At 67.0% G+C, this 17314-nt stretch carries 15 protein-coding genes; 3 read left to right on the top strand and 12 right to left on the bottom strand.

What is annotated here, in order from left to right:
- Nucleotides 1-42: 42 nt before the first annotated feature.
- The 5 genes from EJ105_RS14465 to EJ105_RS14445 form a co-directional block, all read right to left on the bottom strand.
- Nucleotides 43-1269 carry an ABC transporter substrate-binding protein gene (locus tag EJ105_RS14465; protein ID WP_250166878.1) on the bottom strand — a complete coding sequence of 409 codons (1227 nt, stop codon included), beginning with the start codon at nucleotides 1267-1269 and terminating at the stop codon, nucleotides 43-45.
- A gap of 155 nt (nucleotides 1270-1424) precedes the next feature.
- Complete coding sequence (locus tag EJ105_RS14460; protein WP_250166877.1) at nucleotides 1425-2075, bottom strand: DUF1275 family protein; 651 nt, start codon at nucleotides 2073-2075, stop codon at nucleotides 1425-1427.
- A 211-nt stretch (nucleotides 2076-2286) separates the two neighbouring features.
- Nucleotides 2287-3480 carry a cupin domain-containing protein gene (locus EJ105_RS14455; protein WP_250166876.1) on the bottom strand — a complete coding sequence of 398 codons (1194 nt, stop codon included), beginning with the start codon at nucleotides 3478-3480 and terminating at the stop codon, nucleotides 2287-2289.
- A 186-nt stretch (nucleotides 3481-3666) separates the two neighbouring features.
- Complete coding sequence (gene crcB, locus EJ105_RS14450; RefSeq protein ID WP_250166875.1) at nucleotides 3667-4071, bottom strand: fluoride efflux transporter CrcB; 405 nt, start codon at nucleotides 4069-4071, stop codon at nucleotides 3667-3669.
- Nucleotides 4072-4522: 451 nt separating this feature from the next.
- Nucleotides 4523-6271, bottom strand: a complete 1749-nt coding sequence (locus tag EJ105_RS14445) for a trimethylamine N-oxide permease (protein ID WP_250166874.1) — start codon at nucleotides 6269-6271, stop codon at nucleotides 4523-4525.
- 211 nt (nucleotides 6272-6482) lie between these two features.
- Between EJ105_RS14445 and EJ105_RS14440 the strand changes: the two genes are divergently transcribed.
- The gene (locus EJ105_RS14440; protein WP_245279349.1) at nucleotides 6483-7226 is read left to right on the top strand and encodes a helix-turn-helix domain-containing protein; all 744 of its coding nucleotides are present in this window, start codon (nucleotides 6483-6485) and stop codon (nucleotides 7224-7226) included.
- 53 nt (nucleotides 7227-7279) lie between these two features.
- On the opposite strand, the gene EJ105_RS14435 is transcribed toward EJ105_RS14440, so the two are convergent.
- From EJ105_RS14435 to glnT, 4 genes are read right to left on the bottom strand one after another with little or no spacing between them, the layout of a single operon-like run.
- Entirely contained in the window at nucleotides 7280-8608 is a 1329-nt protein-coding gene (locus tag EJ105_RS14435; RefSeq protein ID WP_250166873.1) for an FMN-binding glutamate synthase family protein, read from the bottom strand.
- Nucleotides 8608-9297: a GltB/FmdC/FwdC-like GXGXG domain-containing protein gene (locus tag EJ105_RS14430; protein ID WP_250166872.1), complete on the bottom strand. Its 690-nt coding sequence runs from the start codon at nucleotides 9295-9297 to the stop codon at nucleotides 8608-8610. The genes EJ105_RS14435 and EJ105_RS14430 overlap by 1 nt, the downstream gene beginning before the upstream one ends.
- 1 nt (nucleotide 9298) lies before the next feature.
- On the bottom strand, nucleotides 9299-10195 hold the full coding sequence (locus EJ105_RS14425) for a class II glutamine amidotransferase (RefSeq protein WP_250166871.1): 897 nt from the start codon (nucleotides 10193-10195) through the stop codon (nucleotides 9299-9301).
- Nucleotides 10196-10232: 37 nt separating this feature from the next.
- Nucleotides 10233-11618: a type III glutamate--ammonia ligase gene (gene glnT, locus EJ105_RS14420; RefSeq protein WP_250166870.1), complete on the bottom strand. Its 1386-nt coding sequence runs from the start codon at nucleotides 11616-11618 to the stop codon at nucleotides 10233-10235.
- Between the two features lie 201 nt (nucleotides 11619-11819).
- Here glnT and EJ105_RS14415 point away from each other — a divergent pair, with 201 nt between their 5' ends.
- Together EJ105_RS14415 and EJ105_RS14410 are read left to right on the top strand one after the other, a co-directional pair.
- Entirely contained in the window at nucleotides 11820-13169 is a 1350-nt protein-coding gene (locus EJ105_RS14415) for an NAD(P)/FAD-dependent oxidoreductase (protein ID WP_250166869.1), read from the top strand.
- A gap of 10 nt (nucleotides 13170-13179) precedes the next feature.
- Nucleotides 13180-13575: a Rid family hydrolase gene (locus EJ105_RS14410; protein WP_250166868.1), complete on the top strand. Its 396-nt coding sequence runs from the start codon at nucleotides 13180-13182 to the stop codon at nucleotides 13573-13575.
- 255 nt (nucleotides 13576-13830) lie between these two features.
- Here EJ105_RS14410 and EJ105_RS14405 read toward each other — a convergent pair whose 3' ends face one another.
- The 3 genes from EJ105_RS14405 to mhpA all read right to left on the bottom strand — a co-directional run bounded on the left by EJ105_RS14405 (nucleotide 13831) and on the right by mhpA (nucleotide 17202).
- Nucleotides 13831-14655 carry a DNA-binding transcriptional regulator gene (locus EJ105_RS14405; RefSeq protein WP_250166867.1) on the bottom strand — a complete coding sequence of 275 codons (825 nt, stop codon included), beginning with the start codon at nucleotides 14653-14655 and terminating at the stop codon, nucleotides 13831-13833.
- A 128-nt stretch (nucleotides 14656-14783) separates the two neighbouring features.
- Nucleotides 14784-15629, bottom strand: coding sequence for a fumarylacetoacetate hydrolase family protein (locus EJ105_RS14400; protein WP_250166866.1), 846 nt, complete (start codon nucleotides 15627-15629; stop codon nucleotides 14784-14786).
- 43 nt (nucleotides 15630-15672) lie between these two features.
- On the bottom strand, nucleotides 15673-17202 hold the full coding sequence (gene mhpA / locus EJ105_RS14395) for a bifunctional 3-(3-hydroxy-phenyl)propionate/3-hydroxycinnamic acid hydroxylase MhpA (protein ID WP_250166865.1): 1530 nt from the start codon (nucleotides 17200-17202) through the stop codon (nucleotides 15673-15675).
- Nucleotides 17203-17314 lie beyond the last annotated feature (112 nt).

Genomic DNA, 17314 nt, shown 5'->3' with positions numbered 1-17314 from the left:
GCTCGCAAGGGTGTGGGCAGGGGGGCGCGGGGCGGCGCGCGCTCAGAGCCGGGTGGGCTCGCTGCGCGAGTAGACCGGCGCGGCGAGGAAGGCTTCCGGCTTGTAGGTCCAGAACTGCGAGACGTTCTCGTAGGTCTTGATCACCGTATTCATCAGCCGTCCGTCGCGACGTTCCGTCTTGCGGATGTAGATATTCTCGATGGGATTACCGTAAGCGTCGAGCCGCCACGGCCCGCGCGGATCGTCCTTGATATCCACCTTGCGCAGGGCATTCATAAACGCCTGCTTGTCCTCGATCTTCCCGTCCACCGCCTTCAGCGCGGCCTCCAGCGCGAGGCCGGCCGAGTATGCGCCTTCGGAATAGAAGCCGGGATCGACGCCCGTCTGCTTGCGCAGCGCGTCGACGAAGCGCGCGTTGGCTTCGCCGGGCAGAGCGGCGGAATACCAGCCGGCGGAGATGATGCCGATGGCCTCATCACCCATGCTGTGCAGCACGCCCTCATCCACCGTGGTCATGGAGCCGATGAGCGGGATTTTTCCCTTCAGGCCATATTCCGAATACTGCCGCAGGAAGCGCAGGCCGTTCGCCCCGGCGAAGGCGGCGAAAACGGCATCGGGCTCACCGATCTGCGAAATGTAGGAGCCGTAGTCCGCCACATTCAGCGGCGCCCACAATTTCTTCACGAGGGTGCCGCCGGCCGCCTCGAACGTCCTCTGGAAACCTGAGGTCTGCTCCTGGCCGAAGGCGAAATCATCGGCGATGGCGACGATCTTCTTGTACTTCAGCTCCCGGGCCACATAGTCGCCAAGCGGATGGCACGGCTGAGCGGAGGTGGAGGAGGTGCGCACGAACCAGGGGTTCAGGCGGCGCTGGGTGAGATCTTCCGCAGCAGCCGAGCAGCACAGGAAGGGAATCTCCGCCTCCTGCAAGTAATCGTTGATCGCCAGCGCTTCGAAGGCCGCGACCGGCCCCACCACCACCTGCACGCCCGAGCGCTGCACCAGCTCCTGCGCTCGCGTCTTGGCAAGCGCCGGCTGGCCGCCCGTATCGGCCACGATGAATTCCACCGGCCGCCCGGCGACGCGGTCTCCACGCTCCCGCAGGAACAGGCGGAAGCCGTCCTCCATCTGCCGGCCGCCGGCGGCCAGGGCGCCGGATTTGATCGTGAGCATGCCGACGCGAATGGGCTGTTGCTGGGCCATCGCGGGCAGCGCGCCATAGGAGACGGCAGCCGCCGTCGCTCCCAGGAATCCTCTCCTTGAGATCATATAATCCTCCCGGACGACTTTATTTATCGTTCGATCACTATTTGCATGGGAGGTGATCTGCGTCAAGGCGGTTTGCGGCGAGATGTGACGCGGCGGCGCCGGGGCGCGGCGTGGAGCATCTTCCGCCGGTAGCTCGGCTGAACGTGCAAGCCACTTCAACGAATGAGGAAATCGGCGATCAGAAGCGTCAGCAGAACAGACGCCGCGAGCAGCAGACAGGCGACGAGACCGAGCGGCGCGATCAGGAGAGCCCCGCCGGCTGCGCCGGCGACGAAGGCCATCCAGCCCACAAAAAGGGTCGCCGTGCCGGACGGATCCGGCTCTCGCGAACGCAGCCGGGCGATGGATTGGCCGAGGCGCACCAGCGCGCCGCTGACGAAGCCCTTGCCGACTGAAGTCTTGCCCGACATCTGGTGCAGCACGTTCTGCAGGCCCATGGCCATCGCGACCGGCAGAAGGCAGAGCGTGGAATGCGTGACGCTGGACGCTGCGGCGGCGATGAGGAGAAGGCCGGCTTCGATGCCCAGTGCGAGCGGCAGGAGGCGCGGGCCTGCGTGATCCTGAAGCAGTGTCCCGGCCGCCGCGCCAAAGACGAATGCCGCGACGACCCCGCTGATGGCCGCGATATCAGAAACGCGCAATGTCGCGAGAGACATTCCAAGGTGAATGCTGTTCCCGCTCATGAAGGAAACGTAGAGATGGCTGAATGTCACATAGGCGACAACGTCGAGAAATCCGGCGATAGCCGTGAGGGCCGCCCCGAAAGCCGCCGGATGGGCGAGATCGAGCGGCACGGCAGCGGCCATTGCGGACGTCGGCAGCGCAGGAGTCGCCGGAAACGGCCTGACTGACGGGGATGGCGGATGAGCAGGAAACGTCACTGCGTCCTCGCGGATTTATTCGGACGGGTGGCCGAAGATCTGGCGGGATCGAGCCGTTACTGCCGGCCGTCTGTGCACGGCGGTCCCAAGGCACGGGGCGGCCGGCGGTCCGAAGACCGCCGGTCATCCTTTCGGGTCACGGAAGGAGGGGGTGGTGGCCGGTGGGAATCTTGCGGATGTCCTCGGCCGTGAGGTGGGTGTGGTCCATCACCACCTGCTCCGGCAGGGCGCGCAGCCATCGGTTCAGCGAGATGTCGCGGAACTCGGGGGCCACGAACAGTTCCAGGAACACGAGATCCTCGTCACCCGTATTCTCGATGTAATGGCCGGCCATGTTCTGGACAAAGCCCACGTCGTTGGAGCTGAAATCCATCGTGCGGGCGGCCTCCTGGCCGGGGAATACGGTCATGCGGCCGCGCCCCTTGATCCAGTATTGCCATTCGCTGCCGTTGGGGTGCCAGTGCAGCTCGCGCATGCAGCCCGGCTTCACGGTGACGATGGCGGATGCGATCTTCTGCGAGGCCGGGAAGTTGCGGGAATCGATCACCTTCACGGTGCCCGAAGCGCTCTCCCGCGTGGGCGTCATGGTGCTCGCCTTGAAGGTGTAGGACACCTTCGGCGTCTCCGCGTGGCGCGCCACTTCGGCAATGTCCTGCGCGAGCGTGTTGGTCGGTTCCTCGGCGGAGAAGATATAGAGGGGCTCGCCCTTGGGCAGGCGGGCGATCGCGTCAGCATCAAGGCCGAAGTTCTTCTCCAGTATCTCCGGCGGGGTATGCTTGAGCCAGTCGGACAGAAGCAGGGTGCTTTCTTCGGAGAAATCACCCTGGTTGAAGACGAGCAGGAATTCGCAGCCGTCCTCGCCCAGCGCCTGGATCGAATGCGGCGCGCCGGCAGGGAAGAGCCAGAGGTCGCCTTCGCCCACGTCGTCCACGAACATGGCGCCGTCCGGCGTGAACACCGTCACGCGCGCCCGGCCGGAGAGCATGATCGCCCACTCGTCCGCGAGGTGCCAGTGAAGCTCGCGGAAGCTGCCACGGGTCAGCCGCATGTTGACGCCCGCGATGTCCTTGGAGACCGGAAGCTCGCGGGAGGTGACCTGATGGGTCCAGCCGCCGTCCTGGATGCGGCGATGGGTGAGATCGAAAGAGTACCAGAAGGGCTCTACCACGCCGTGATCGGTGGGCGGGGGCGTATCCGAATTGGGGTTGATCGCCATCAGGGCGCGGTTCTTCGGCCCGGGATTGCTCGCCGAGACATCGCGCTCGGCAGTGGCGGTTTCCTGGGCGAGGGCACTATAGAACCCAGTGGGCAGGTTGTCGGACGTGGTCATGACTGCTCCTTTATGATTTGCCTGAGAAAAACGCGCGGCGTTGCTTCGCACCTCGAAGCGTGCCGTCGAGTATCGCTGTAAATTGCCGTGTGATGCGCTGAGTTCGCCATAAGACGTGGGGACGTTGCGGTGCGGACTTGGTATGGCGAGGTGATATGCTGGTATGAGAGCCCGCCACCGGGATCTTCACGCACCGACGCTTCGCGAGACCGTGGCGACGGCGCCCGGAAGCATGAAGCCCAGTGCCACCGCGGTCAGGCCGAGCGTCACTGACAGGCCCACATTGAGCGCCGCGCGCCCGGGCTCGCCTGCCTGGAGCAGGTCGAGCGTCTGGAGGCTGAAGGACGAGAACGTGGTGAAGCCGCCGCACAGGCCGGCCAGCAGGAACTGGCGGACTTCGTTCGGTGCGGACGACCCGGCGCCCTGGAAGGTCGCCGCGAGTGCGCCGATGATGAATGAGCCGGCGATGTTGATGAGAATGGTCCCCCACGGCAGGGCGCTGCCGAACAGGAGGGTGAACGAGCGGTTCAATCCGAAGCGCAGGATGGACCCGATCGCACCGCCAAGTCCAACGTAAGTATAAAGAAGCATCGTCCACCTCGCCGGGAAGCCGATCTGCGCGCTTCCGGCGCGATCGTGTGGAAAGCATTCCACGGGTGGGCGAAGGCGGACATTCTACATCCGTGTCCGGCGCCTGAACCATCGACTGGTGGGACAACCCAAGTGTATGCGTCCTGGGGCGGACTATGAGGTCGCGTGGGAGAGGGCCTGGCTGGCGACGCTGAGCACGTGAGCGAGGATCGGGGACTGGGCGTGGGAGATGGCCGTCAAATCCTGGGCGGTGTTCGGACCCGCCCGTCAGCTTCGTAAGCGGTTCCAACCTGCATACGAATGCCGTCTTATCCAACATTCGACCGGGGATGAGATGCGCGGCTTGGCGCCCTTGGCTCCCACAGGTCTCTGCTCCCACGGGTCTCTTGCGTGCTACGAGGTCGGAAGGCTCCCGCGCGGTAGGCGCGGGAGCCTGTGGGCCTTTGGGCCTTCAGCCGGGAAGCTGGAAGTAGAAGTGCCCGAACAGCACCACCGCCGCGCCGGCCGCCAAGGTGAGATAGGGCAGGAGGCCCGCCCGCCGGGCGCCGAGGTCCTGTCCCTTCAGGTCGAGATCTACCAGCATGTGGTCGGGGAAGCGCCCCTTGTCCTGCACATAGTGCCGGTAGAGGAAGACCGGAATGATCACCAGGGCGAAGGCGAGCCCGTACCAGAGCGCGTTGGGATTGCCCCACACCTTGGCGCCCGCCCCCATGAGCAGCAGGTTGAAAAAGCCGAGCAGCGCATTGAAGGCCACCAGCCAGTTGGGCGCCCGGTAAGGGCGAGGAATGTCCGGGCTGTCGATGCGATGAATCCAGGTGGCCTGCAGGTTCAGGAAGATGAACAGCATGTAGCCCACGTTGGATATGGACAGGATGAGGTAATACGCGGTCGCATCCGACGCCGCGAAGGTGAGCAGGCCCAGGTTGAAGACGAGGTCGGTCCACATGGCGCGGGTCGGGGCGCCATGCGCGTTGGTGTGGGCGAGGAACTTGGGCAGCCAGCCGTCGACGCCGCCCTGGTAAAGGGTGCGGGAGGAGCCGGCCATGGCCATCATGATGGCGAGGATCAGCGCCAGGATCATCATCATCTCCAGCAGGTGGGTGATGATGGGCGAGCCGGAGCCGACCATGTTGCCCATGGCGGCGGCGACGCCGGTGCCGTCCACGATGTCGGGGGCGGTCATGCCGTCGAGCCCGAGATAGCCCTGGAACGTGGCGGCCACCAACGCGTAGAGCACCACGCACAGCAGGCCGGCGGAGATGATGGATTTCTTGGTGTCGCTGCCGGGGTTCTTGAACTCCCGCGTGTAGCAGACCGCGGTTTCGAAGGCGTAGGTGGACCAGCCGGCGATGAAGAGGGCGCCGAAGAATTGTGTCCAGCCACCATTGCTCCAGCTGCCGGCGGGCGGCAGCAAAGGCGAAAAGTTCGCGGCGTGGACCGAGCCGTTGAGGAAGGGCACGACGCCCACGATCAGCATGGGCACCACCACGAGGAGGCCGATCCACATCTGCACCCGAGCGGTGCCCAGAATGCCGCGATGCTGGATGGCGAAGGCCACCAGCATGAGTGCCGCACCGATGAAGAAGGTGGCGCCGATCTCGATATTGGCGAGGCCGAAGAAGGAGAAGCTGACCAGCTTGAACGCGCGCAGCGCCGGGGTGCCGGCCTCGGTGAGGGCGGCGATGGCCACCTTGGCGGCCTCCTCTGCGCTCTTGCCGTCAATGGCCGCCGCATGCGCCGCCATCTTCAGCCAGGCGATCACCTCGGGCGATTCGGGCGTGAAGACGGGAAGGGGCGCGAGCGCGTTCAGGATATAGCCGGCCGCCACCGCGCAGCCCAGCGAGAGCACCGGCGACCAAGCATACCAGTTGCACCACACCGACAGGGGGGCCGTGAGCTTGGAATAGCGCAGCCACGCCGCCGCCCCGTAGACGGCCGCGCCGCCCGACTTGTTGGCGAACAGGCCGGCAATCTCCGCATAGCTATAGGCCTGGACGAAGCCCATCAGCACGGAGAGCGCCCAGACCAGGAAGGCGAGCTTGCCCGCCGTGGCGCCCATGCCGCCAATGGAGATAAGCACCAGGGCCGGAACGCCGCTGGCGATCCAGAACGCCCCTTTCCAGTCGATGGCCCGATGCAGGCCAGTCGCATCCTCGACGGAGGCATGGCCGCTCCGCTCGGCATTGGACACAAGTGTCATGACTAATCCCCGTTGGAAGGTTCGGCTACGTTGGAGCCGTCAGTGATTGCATTATATGCAATTATATTTCATGCATTTGATGCATAATTTTTGCAGCCTGACAACAGGCAAATTCAGCATTCGCAAGTTCTTTCCTTAGCGGAAGGTCTTACAAATGGACCGTCACGCGGCTATGCTTTCCCCTTGACGTAACGGCCTTGGGAGTTTGGTGATGGCCATGAAGGCGAAGGCGCCGGCGCGCGCATCCGCGCAGGCCGGATCGACGGAAAAGGTCCCAGCGTTGCCAACGGCCGGTGAGGCGACGAAGTCCGCGACGAAGGCGAAATCCCCCGGCCGCGCCAGATCCGCCGAGGCTGCCCTCGGCCCTTCCGAACAGTCCGCCGCCCGCGTGCCGCTGGAAAAGCGCATCGGCAACGTGCTGCGCAACCGCCGCGCATCCGCCAATCTGACGCTGGCGGAAGTGAGCGCGGGTGCCGGCATATCCAGCGCCATGCTCAGCCGCATCGAGAACGGCGCGGCCGCCGCCAGCCTCGATTCCCTGGAACGGGTGTGCGAGGCGCTGGGCATCGGCATGGCCGAGCTGTTTCAGGAGACCGACCAGCAGAACGGCATGGCCCAGCTCATCAAGCGAGCGGACCAGATGGAAGTGGTCCGGGTGGGCACCAAGCACGGCCACACCTACAGGCTGCTCTCCTATGACCGGGGGCCGCGCAAGATCTTTGAACCCTTCTTCATCGAGATGGACAAGAAGAGCCTGTCCTGGCCGCGCTTCTCCCATCCCGGAACGGAATTCATCTACATGTTGCAGGGGCGGATGGAGTACCGCTTCGGCGAGCGCACCTATATCCTGGAGCCGGGCGACGCCTTCACCTTCTCCGGCAATGTGGTTCATGGCCCCGAGCGGCTGCTGGATGAGCGGGCGAAGTTTCTGTCCATCATCATCTACAATGAATGAGCCTCAAGGCGGATCGCGCGGCGGCCCGGCGGGTGCCGCGCGATCCGGGGTGTTCAGAACCGCTGCCCGGGAATCCACTCGGTGCCGGCGAGCGGCACGCGGGCCATTGCGGCGGCCTCGATGGTGAGGGCGACGAGGTCCTCCGGCTCCAGATTGTGCAGGTGGTTCTTGCCGCAGGCGCGCGCCAGCGTCTGCGCCTCCAGCGTCATCACCTTCAGGTAGTTGGCAAGGCGGCGCCCCGCCTTCACCGGATCAAGGCGCGCCGCCAGCTCCGGAGTCTGGGTTGTGATGCCGGCGGGATCCTTGCCCTCGTGCCAGTCGTCATAGGCCCCCGCGGTGGTGCCGAGCCGCTCGTACTCGGCTTCCCACTGGGGATCATTGTCGCCCAGCGCCGTCAACGCCGCCGTGCCGATGGCCACCGCATCCGCCCCGAGCGCCAGGGCTTTCGCCACGTCCGCGCCATTGCGAATGCCGCCGGAGACGATGAGCTGCACCTTGCGGTGCATCCCGAGGTCCTGGAGCGCCTGAACGGCGGGGCGGATGGCCGAGAGCAGGGGGATGCCCACATGCTCGATGAACACTTCCTGGGTGGCCGCGGTGCCGCCCTGCATGCCATCCAGCACCACCACGTCAGCACCGGACTTCACCGCCAGTGCCGTATCGTAATAGGGCCGGCTGGCGCCCACCTTGAGGTAGATGGGCTTCTCCCAATTGGTGATCTCCCGCAATTCGTGGATCTTGATCTCCAGATCGTCGGCCCCGGTCCAGTCGGGATGACGGCAGGCGGAGCGCTGGTCGATGCCCTTGGGCAGGTTGCGCATCTGCGCCACCCGGTCGGAGATCTTCTGGCCCAGCAGCATCCCGCCGCCGCCGGGCTTGGCGCCCTGGCCGATCACGATCTCGATCGCGTCCGCCCGCCGCAAATCGTCGGGGTTCATGCCATAGCGCGACGGCAGGTACTGGTAGACCAGGTGCCTGGACTGGCCGCGCTCCTCCGGCGTCATGCCGCCATCGCCTGTCGTGGTGGACGTGCCCGCCAGGCTCGCCCCGCGCCCCAGCGCTTCCTTCGCCTGCGCCGACAGCGAGCCGAAGCTCATGCCGGCAATGGTGATGGGGATGGCAAGCTTCAGGGGATTCTTGGCGAAGCGCGTGCCGAGCGTGACCTCGGTGCCGCATTTCTCCCGATAGCCCTCCAGTGGATAGCGCGTCATGGATGCGCCGAGCAGCAGGAGATCGTCGAAGTTGGGCAGGCGGCGTTTGCTGCCGCCGCCGCGAATGTCATAGATGCCGGTGGCCGCCGCGCGGCGGATCTCGGAGAGCGCATAGTCGTCGAAAGTCGCGGACTTGCGCGGCGTGGTCGGAAGCCAGTCTCGCTCGCTCATCAGTAGGCATCCACATTGTCGATGTTGAAGTTGTAGAGCTTTCGGGCCGAGCCGTAGCGGCGGAACTCGCCCACATCCACCTTTCCGGCTTCGCCGGCGGCTTTGATGAGATCGAACAATTCCTGCCGGTGCTCGTCGCGCATCTCCTTTTCGATGCAGTCCGCTCCGAGCCCTGCCACAGGCCCGCGCACATAAAGGCGGGCCTCATAGAGGCTGTCGCCCAGCGCTTCGCCGGCCTCGCCGAACACCACGAGGCGACCGCTCTGGCCCATGAAGGCGGAGAGGTGGCCGATGCCGCCCTTCACCACGATGTCGATGCCCTTCATGGAGATGCCGCAGCGGGCGGAGGCGTTGCCCTCCACGATGAGCAGGCCGCCGCGACCGGTGGCGCCCGCCGACTGGCTGGCATCGCCCTTCACATGGATGAGGCCGCTCATCATGTTCTCGCCGACGCCCTGGCCGGCGCTGCCTTCCACCACCAGGGTGGCCAGCTTGTTCATGCCGCCGCAGAAATAACCCACGGGGCCGGCAATGGTGACGGTGACGGGGGCATCCACCCCCGCTGCGATGGCGTGCTCGCCGGAGGGGTTCAGCACGGTCCAATCGGTTTCGTTTGTGGTGGGGCCGAGCTGTTGCAGGGCCGCGTTCAGCTCCCGCAGGGAGGATTTCGCGAGATCGACGACGGGCATGTCAGGAATGCTCCCAGAAATAGACGGTCGCGGGCTTGGGCTCCCACACCTTGGCGCTCGCGATGTCCGGCAGGACCGTGAGGCTCTTGAACTCGGAGGCGAAGGCGACGTAGCGGTCGGTCTCGGCCATCACCGCCGGCTTGCAGGCGATGGGATCGCGCAGCACCGAGAAGCCGTTCTCCGTGCCCACCACGAAGGTGAAGAAGCCATCCAGATCCTTCAGGCTGGAGGTCAGCGCCTCGTCCAGGCTCTCCCCGTCGCGCATCTTGCGAGTGAGATAGCCGGCGGCCACCTCGCTGTCGTTTTCGGTGCGGATGCGGATGCCATCCTGGCGCAGCGCCCGGCGCAGCGAGGCGTGGTTGGAGAGCGAGCCGTTGTGGACCAGACATTGGTCTGCGCCGGTGGAGAAGGGATGGGCGCCGTTGGTGGTCACCGCCGATTCGGTGGCCATTCGGGTGTGGGAAATGCCATGGCTGCCAGCCATCCGGGAGATGGCGAAGGCGGCCGCCACATCGTCGGGATCGCCCACGTCCTTGTAGATTTCCAGCCGGTTGCCGGTGCTCATGACGCTGGCCTCCGGCGCATTCTCCGAAAGCCAGGCCTCCGCGCGGGCGACGTCCTCGGCGGGCAGCGTCACCACGGCGTGGGTATGGCGCACGGCGGCGATGCCGCCCACGCCCAGCGCCGCCAGGAGGCGGGTGGCGAGGGCCTCCGCGTCCGTGCCCTCGGGGGCGGCGAAAGTGAGCTTCACGAGGCCGGGCGTGGCGTCGGCATAGATGGCGAAGCCCGCGGAATCCGGGCCGCGCCCGCGCAGGGTGGAGGTCATGCGCGCCAGGAGGCGCCCAAGGTCAGGTTCGAGCGTCGGGTCCTTGATGAACAGACCAGCTATTCCACACATGGAAAGGTTCCTGTTGCTGGAGATGTCGAAAGAAAGATCAGAAGAAGGTGAGGTATTGCTGGGTCTCCCAGTCGGAGACGTGGCGGTGGTATTCGCCCCATTCCTCGCGCTTCAGCGTCACGAACTCGTCGATGAAGTCGGCGCCGAGTGCTGTGCGGAAGAGGTCGCTCGCCTCCAGCTCCTCCACGGCCTCGCACAGGGTGCGCGGCAAGGTCTCGATGCCGCGGGCGCGCACTTCGGCCGGGGTGAGGGCGTAGAAATTCACGTTGTGCGGCGCGCCGGGATCGAGCGCGCGGTCCACCCCGTCGAGCCCGGCGGCAATGAGGGCCGCCTGTGCCAGATAGGGGTTCATGCCGGAATCCCCCACCCGGATCTCGATCCGCCCATAGGGCACGCGCACCATGGCGGTGCGGTTGTTGTCGCCATAGGCGATGAAGACCGGCGCCCAGGTCGTGCCGGAGGCGGTGCGCCCCACCACCAGGCGCTTGTAGGAATTCACCGAGGGGGCCAGAAGCGCCGTCAGCGCCTTGGCGTGGCGCAGAATGCCGGCGGTGAAGGCGTAGGCGAGGGGGGACAGCCCCAGCCCGTTGGCATCGTTGGCATCGTGGAAGACGTTCCGGCCGGAGGCGTCCGCCAGCGAGCAGTGGATGTGCATGCCATTGCCGGTGAACGAGCTTTTCGGCTTCGGCATGAAGGAACAGATCGCGCCCAGTTCGTGCGCCACTTCCGCCGCTGCCATCTTGAAAAGGGTCACGGTGTCGGCCGAGGTCAGCGCGTCGGCGTAGCGGAAATTGATCTCGTACTGGCCGTTCGCGTCCTCATGGTCGATCTGGTAGACGTCGATGCCCAGCGCCTTGAGACTTTCCGTCACCCGCTCCAGGAACACCCGCACGCGGGACAGGCCGCGATAGTCATAGGCGGGCTTGCGCAAGGTATCCGTACCGTCGAACGGCCGCACGGAACCGTCGGCGGTGCGCTCCAGCAGCGAGAATTCCGGCTCGATGCCGGTATTGAGGGTCCAGCCCCGCTCCGCGAGCCGCGCCACCTGCGCTTTCAGCATGTTGCGGGTGTCGATGGGATGCTCGCGCCCGCCCACGATGCCAGTGCCCATCATGCGCGCATAGCCGGGCGCCCAGGGCAGGAGCTTCAGCGTGTCGAGGTCGCCGCGCACGATGTACTCGGCCTCGTGCGGAGCGAGGCGCAGGCCGTTGACGCCGCCCCCGGCAAAGCCGACGCCCTCGGCCACCAGTTCGTCCAGGTGATCCACCGGCACCGCCTTGCTCTTGGCGGTTCCGTAGATGTCCACGAACTGGGCCAGCACGTAGCGCACCTTGTGCGCCTTGAGGAAGGCGCGTGCGGCCTCCAGGTCCAGCCCCGCCGGCGTGGCGAGGGCATCGGGCATAAAGCTCCATTGCTCGGTCATGAGCCGTCATTCCCTGCTTGGAAGGTCGTAAGTTTATGCGGGATATATGCTTTTGCGGCCCGCCTGCGGGCCGTGGCGCGCTGGCACCGGCCGATGCCGCGCTCAATCTGGCTACAATGAACTTGCATATGATGCAACATATTTGTATGAAGTATCGGCCGGAGCGCTTCGGGTGCGGTCCAAGGAAGGGGAGCCATTGGCATGAGCGGGACGGGGCGGCATCCCACGCTTCTGGAGCTGTCACGCGGCCATGTGCCGGAGGGAGCGAGCCTCTCCTTCGCGCCCTATTGGTGGGAGGCCGCACCGCGGCCGAACCTCGACGCGGTGACGCTGCCAGAGGTGGCCGACGTGGTCATCATCGGCTCCGGCTTCACGGGCCTGTCCGCCGCTCTGACGCTGGTGCGCAATGGCCGTGTGCCGCTGGTGCTGGAGCGGGAGGTGCCGGGTTTTGGCGCGTCCACGCGCAATGGCGGGCAGATCGGCAGCGGCAATCAGAAGTTCCGCGTCAGGCATCTTATCGCCCTGCGCGGCGAGGAGAAGGCGCGGGCGATGCTGCGTGAGGGCGTGGCCATGCTCGACTACATCGCGGAGCTGGTGGAGCGCGAGGCGATCGCCTGCGACTTCGTCCGCTGCGGCCGCTTCCGGGGCGCCATTCGCCCCGCCCATTACGAGGCGATGGCCCGCGATATGGAGGACCTTCGCGCGTTCGCGGGCGTGGAAAGCTACATGGTGCCGCGCGCCGAGCAGCACCAGGAAATCGGCTCGGACCTGTTCCATGGCGGCTCGGTTCTGCCGGGCGACGCGAGCCTGCATCCCGGCCGGTATCATGCGGGCCTGATGGCGCGGATCACCGCCGCCGGCGGGTCCGTCATCGGCGGGGCGGGGGTGACGGGCATCCGCGCGGAGCCCGGCGGTTTCAGCCTCGCCACTGTGCGCGGACAGGTGCGCTGCCGGGCGGTGATCGTGGCCACCAACGGCTATACGGACGGCATGCTGCCGGAGCTGAGGCGGCGTATCGTGCCGGTGGGCTCAGGGCTCATCGCCACGGGAGATATTCCGTCCGCTCTGTTCGACGCGCTGATGCCGAGGGGCCGCGTCTATGGCAACACGAACCGCGTCTTTTCCTATTTCCGCGCGGCGCCGGGCGCGCGGCGGATCGTCTGGGGCGGACGGGTCGGCCGGCTGGCCTCCGCCCGCGCGCCGGCCGCCTATGCCCATCTCGCACGCGATCTGCTCCAGACTTTCCCGACGCTGTCCGAGGTGCCCGTGACCCATGGGTGGGACGGTCTCATCGGCTATACCTATGACGAGGTGCCCCATCTCGGCCGCACGCGGGCAGGGGTGCATTATGCCCTCGGCTATTGCGGCACCGGCGTTTCCCGCGCCACCTATTTCGGCCACAAGGTGGCCCTGCAGCTTCTGGAGGCGCCGGAGGGACAGACCGCCTTCGACGACCTCGCCTTCCCCGCCTTTCCCGTCCATCCCGTGGCGAAGCGGGCCGTGCCGGTCTTCGAGACCTGGTACCGGCTGCGCGATACCTATAACTTCTAGTGGAGCAAAGATGAGCCAAAGTGTGACCAGCGCCCGCCGCAATATTTCATCGGGCGGTGCCTATGAAAGCGTGTTCGGCTACTCCCGCGCGGTGCGGGTGGGGGACGACATCCATGTGTCCGGCACCTGCGCACCCGTGGGGCATGAGGACAGCGACGCGGAGACCCAGACCCGGGCCATCCTCGCCATTGTCGAGAAGGCGATTGCCGAGGCGGGCGGCCGCATGTCGGACGTGGTGCGCACGGTGGTCTATGTGCGCGACATGGCAGACGCGGACGGGGTCGCCCGCGGCCATCTGGAGCGCTTCGACGCCATCCGTCCCGCCAGCACCCTGGTGCAGGTCACCTCGATGCTGAGGCCCTGGCAGAAGGTGGAAATCGAGACCTATGCCAAGGTGGTGGCATAAGGTTTGCGCGGCCCCTGAAGCGGGGCACTTCGCAAGGTTGTTCCCCGAGAGGGGACCGCGTTCGGTGGCCGATCTGTGGACCCCTCCGTCAGAGGGGCCTCGTTTGGACGCCGATACCCCCCTCAAACAGGGGCCTTGTTCCACGCCGGTTCACAACCGTGGTCAGAACGCGGGTCTGGCAGATCTCCCTCCGAGGAGAACACCCGGCCACGCGATGGCGTCGCGCGACCGGGCTCCTTCCGTTCTGGGGGCTATCTAGGGAGCTGCCCCATCCGGCTGCGCGGAGATCGTTCGCGCGATGGCGCGCGCTATGCCCAGCAATGCGTCCGAATGCGCAGAAATCGCCTCGTCCAGTGACAGAGCGGCGCGAATCCAGATCATCGAGACCACCGCCTCCACCCGATCATCCACCATAACGGGTGCGGCGATGCTGGAGGTCTTCGGCCGGAACTCGCCCCCATCGCGCACTCCGATGGCGCGGCGGCGCGTCTCCTCGATCATGCGCTTCAGCCATGCCTCCTCAAGGAAGGGGCGATCCTCCGGGTCGGGGATGCGACGCAGATGGTCGAGGATCATCGCCCGCTCCTCGTCCCGGCAGAAGGCGAGATAGGCGCGGCCCGCGGAGGTGCGCAGCATGGGCAGGCGATAGCCGATCATGCCCCTGTCGATGGAAAGCGGGCTGCGCGTGTGGGTGGTCTCGTGGATCACCATGGCGGCGTTCTCGTACACCGTCAGGTCGAGAGGCCAGACGAGGCGCGGCCCGTGCTCGCCGAACACCGGCCCGGCCGCCTGGCACACGCGGGAATGCGATGCATAGCCGTCGCCGAGGCTGGCGGAGAGGCGCGTGACACGCACCTGCGACGAGGAGGCCGAGAAGGCCACATAGCCCTCCTCCTCCAGCGTCTGCAGCAGGCGGTAGACGGTGGGGCGCGGGATGTCGAGGGCACGGGCGATGGCGGCGGCACTGGTGCTGCCCACCGCATTGATGTGGCGCAGCACGGCGAGTCCGCGGCGCAGCGCGCGCACGCTGTCGGTGCGGTCCTGCGTCCCCGCGCCATCATCAGCCGGTCGTTGTCCCATGGTCCGGCCCCATCCTCGGCGCTCCCCCTTGGCCGGACGAACCGGTCTTCCCGCCAGACTACACGCGATGGACGGGCGCTGCCCAGCCTGTGCCGGCCCGGTGGGCACCGGGCCGGCCGGGTGTGGTCTCAGGCCTTCTCGGCGACGACGGGGTTGCGCAGCACGCCGATGCCGCTCACTTCCACCTCCACCACGTCGCCGTCCTTCATGAACAGCTTGGGGGTGCGCCGCGCACCGACCCCGCCGGGCGTGCCGGAGACGATCACGTCGCCGGGCAGCAGGGGCAGGATGGTGGAGGCGTAGGCGATCAAGGTGGGGATGGGCGTGATCATCAGGTCCACGGTGGTGCGCTGCACCTCAGTGCCGTTGAGACGGGTGGCTAGGGTGAGGCGGGTCGGATCGCCGATCTCGTCGGCGCTCACCATCCACGGGCCGAAGCCGCCGGTGGCGGCAAAGGTCTTGCCGGGCATGAACTGCGAGGTGTGGCGCTGCCAGTCGCGCACGCTGGCATCGTTGTAGCAGGCATAGCCCGCCACATGGGACAGCGCGTCGGCCTCCGAGATGCGTCGCCCGCCTTTGCCGATGATGACGGCAAGCTCGCCCTCATAGTCGAACTCGTCGGATTCCAGCGGCTTCACCAGCGCTTCGCCGTCTCCCACCTGGCTGCCCGCATAGCGCGCGAACAGCATGGGATTGGGGGTCACCGTGCGGCCCGTCTCCACCACATGGTCGTGATAGTTGAGGCCGACGCAGACGATCTTGTCCGGGTCGGGAATGACCGGCGCCAGCGTCACGTCGGCGAGGGCGAAATCCGCCGGCGCGCCGGCATAAGCGGCTGCGCGGTCGAGACCGCCGGCGATGAAGGCGCGCAGCGTCGGCGCCTCGGGGAAGCGGCGGGCGAGATCGACGATACCGCCATCGGTCACGAGGCCGTAGCCGGCCTTGCCGGCGTGGGTGAAGGACGCGAACTTCATGGGGGCAAACCTTTTCCTTGAACGTTTCGGGGTGTGAGCGAGATCAGGCGGCGGAGGCCTGTGCGGGGGCGGCAGGGGCCAGCGCATCGGCCATGGCGGCAAGGTCCGTCTCGTCGACCGCGCTTCCGGCCACGTAGCGATCCGGGCGGACGAGCACCGCCGCCGCGCCGGCCGCGTCCAGCAGCGGGCCGAGGTCGGGGCAGTCGGCCACGGTGACGACGGCGATGCCGGCCGCCTCGAAGCGCTGGCGCACCCGCTCGGAGGCGCTGCGCCAAAGCGCATCGCGGCACAGCAGGGCGAAGCCGAAGCCCACGGCGTCGTCCAGCCGGCGCCCGTCGGCGAGGCGGGGCTGGGCGAAGCGGCTGCCGGCGATGTCCACGCGGCCGATGGCGACGCCCGGTCCCAGCTGGGGCACGCGGCTGCGCAGGCGCACCACGCCGTCGGCGTCGCGGAAGGCGGCGTTCAGGGTCGCCTCGGTGCCGCAGGTGTTGATGAGGCCGCCGAGTCGCACCGCCGTCTCGATATAGGCATGGGCGTCGGGCGCCCGCTCGCTCTGGTAGGTGTCGAGCAGGCCGTCCTCGGCCCGCCCCTTCACCACCGCCTCGAGCTTCCAGGCGAGGTTCGCCACGTCGCGGATGCCGGAGCACATGCCCTGGCCCATGAAGGGCGGGGTCTGGTGCGCGGCGTCGCCCGCCAGCAGCAGCCGGCCGGCGCGCCAGCGCTGCGCCACCGCCGAATGGAAGGTGTAGACCGCCGCGCGCTCCAGCTCTGCCTCATCGGGCCGGAGCCACGGCGCCAGCAGCGACCAGACGGTCTCGGGATGCACCACGGCGCGGCCGTCCTCCTCGGGCAGGACGGTGATCTCCCAGCGGCGGCGGTCGCCGGGGCCGCGCACATAGGTGGCGGGGCGCGCGGGGTCGCAATACTGGATGGTGTGATCGCCCAGCTCGGGCTTCGGCCGCCGGAGAACCGCGTCCACCACCAGCCAGCGTTCGTGGAAGCCGAGGTCGTCCATGGAGGAGCCGATGAAGCGGCGCACCAGCGAGCGGGCACCGTCGCAGCCCACCACATAGCGGGCGCGGGCCTGCTGCAGGCGGCCGGTGGAGAGGTCTTCATAACGGACCGTCACCCCCTCGTCGTCCTCAACGAAGGCGAAGGCGTCGCAGCGCGTGCGCACCCGTACGCTGGCGAAGCGCCTGAGGCCATCACGCAGGGTCCGCTCCAAGTCCGGCTGGTGGAAGCGGTAGCTGGCGTGCCAGCCGAATTCGCTCACCTCCGGTGGGCGTGGCCAGTCCATCAGCAGCGCGCCGTTCACGTCGACGAAGCGCATGCCCGGATTGACCCGCAGAGACGGGACGATCTCGTCCGCGAGGCCGATGGTCTGGAACACGCGCATCACCTCGTCATCGAAGTGTACCGCGCGCGGCAGGTGATAGGCCTCTGTCTCGCGTTCCAGCACGAGGGTGGAGACGCCCTGAAGGCCCAGCAGGTTGGCGAGGGTCGCGCCAACGGGGCCGAGGCCGATGATGACGACGTCGAAAGGATCCGGCGTGCTGCCGTTTGCCTCGGGCATGGTTTTCCCCGTGTTTGGGCCGGACTGATCCCAGAGCGGGTCTCAGCCGGCAATGATGCCGGTCCCGGCGTCCGCCTGGCGGACATCGGCGCGATGAAGAGGGTCTGCGGGC

This window comes from Xanthobacter aminoxidans (assembly GCF_023571765.1).
GTDB lineage: Bacteria > Pseudomonadota > Alphaproteobacteria > Rhizobiales > Xanthobacteraceae > Xanthobacter > Xanthobacter aminoxidans.
This window is presented reverse-complemented; position numbering and strand designations above follow the sequence as displayed.

What these genes read in the sequence shown, in the direction of transcription:
- EJ105_RS14465 (WP_250166878.1), bottom strand. Translation starts at nt 1,269, where the DNA reads ATGATCTCAAGGAGAGGATTCCTGGGAGCGACGGCGGCTGCCGTCTCC.
- EJ105_RS14460 (WP_250166877.1), bottom strand. Translation starts at nt 2,075, where the DNA reads ATGGCCGCTGCCGTGCCGCTCGATCTCGCCCATCCGGCGGCTTTCGGG.
- EJ105_RS14455 (WP_250166876.1), bottom strand. Translation starts at nt 3,480, where the DNA reads ATGACCACGTCCGACAACCTGCCCACTGGGTTCTATAGTGCCCTCGCC.
- crcB (WP_250166875.1), bottom strand. Translation starts at nt 4,071, where the DNA reads ATGCTTCTTTATACTTACGTTGGACTTGGCGGTGCGATCGGGTCCATC.
- EJ105_RS14445 (WP_250166874.1), bottom strand. Translation starts at nt 6,271, where the DNA reads ATGACACTTGTGTCCAATGCCGAGCGGAGCGGCCATGCCTCCGTCGAG.
- EJ105_RS14440 (WP_245279349.1), top strand. Translation starts at nt 6,483, where the DNA reads ATGGCCATGAAGGCGAAGGCGCCGGCGCGCGCATCCGCGCAGGCCGGA.
- EJ105_RS14435 (WP_250166873.1), bottom strand. Translation starts at nt 8,608, where the DNA reads ATGAGCGAGCGAGACTGGCTTCCGACCACGCCGCGCAAGTCCGCGACT.
- EJ105_RS14430 (WP_250166872.1), bottom strand. Translation starts at nt 9,297, where the DNA reads ATGCCCGTCGTCGATCTCGCGAAATCCTCCCTGCGGGAGCTGAACGCG.
- EJ105_RS14425 (WP_250166871.1), bottom strand. Translation starts at nt 10,195, where the DNA reads ATGTGTGGAATAGCTGGTCTGTTCATCAAGGACCCGACGCTCGAACCT.
- glnT (WP_250166870.1), bottom strand. Translation starts at nt 11,618, where the DNA reads ATGACCGAGCAATGGAGCTTTATGCCCGATGCCCTCGCCACGCCGGCG.
- EJ105_RS14415 (WP_250166869.1), top strand. Translation starts at nt 11,820, where the DNA reads ATGAGCGGGACGGGGCGGCATCCCACGCTTCTGGAGCTGTCACGCGGC.
- EJ105_RS14410 (WP_250166868.1), top strand. Translation starts at nt 13,180, where the DNA reads ATGAGCCAAAGTGTGACCAGCGCCCGCCGCAATATTTCATCGGGCGGT.
- EJ105_RS14405 (WP_250166867.1), bottom strand. Translation starts at nt 14,655, where the DNA reads ATGGGACAACGACCGGCTGATGATGGCGCGGGGACGCAGGACCGCACC.
- EJ105_RS14400 (WP_250166866.1), bottom strand. Translation starts at nt 15,629, where the DNA reads ATGAAGTTCGCGTCCTTCACCCACGCCGGCAAGGCCGGCTACGGCCTC.
- mhpA (WP_250166865.1), bottom strand. Translation starts at nt 17,202, where the DNA reads ATGCCCGAGGCAAACGGCAGCACGCCGGATCCTTTCGACGTCGTCATC.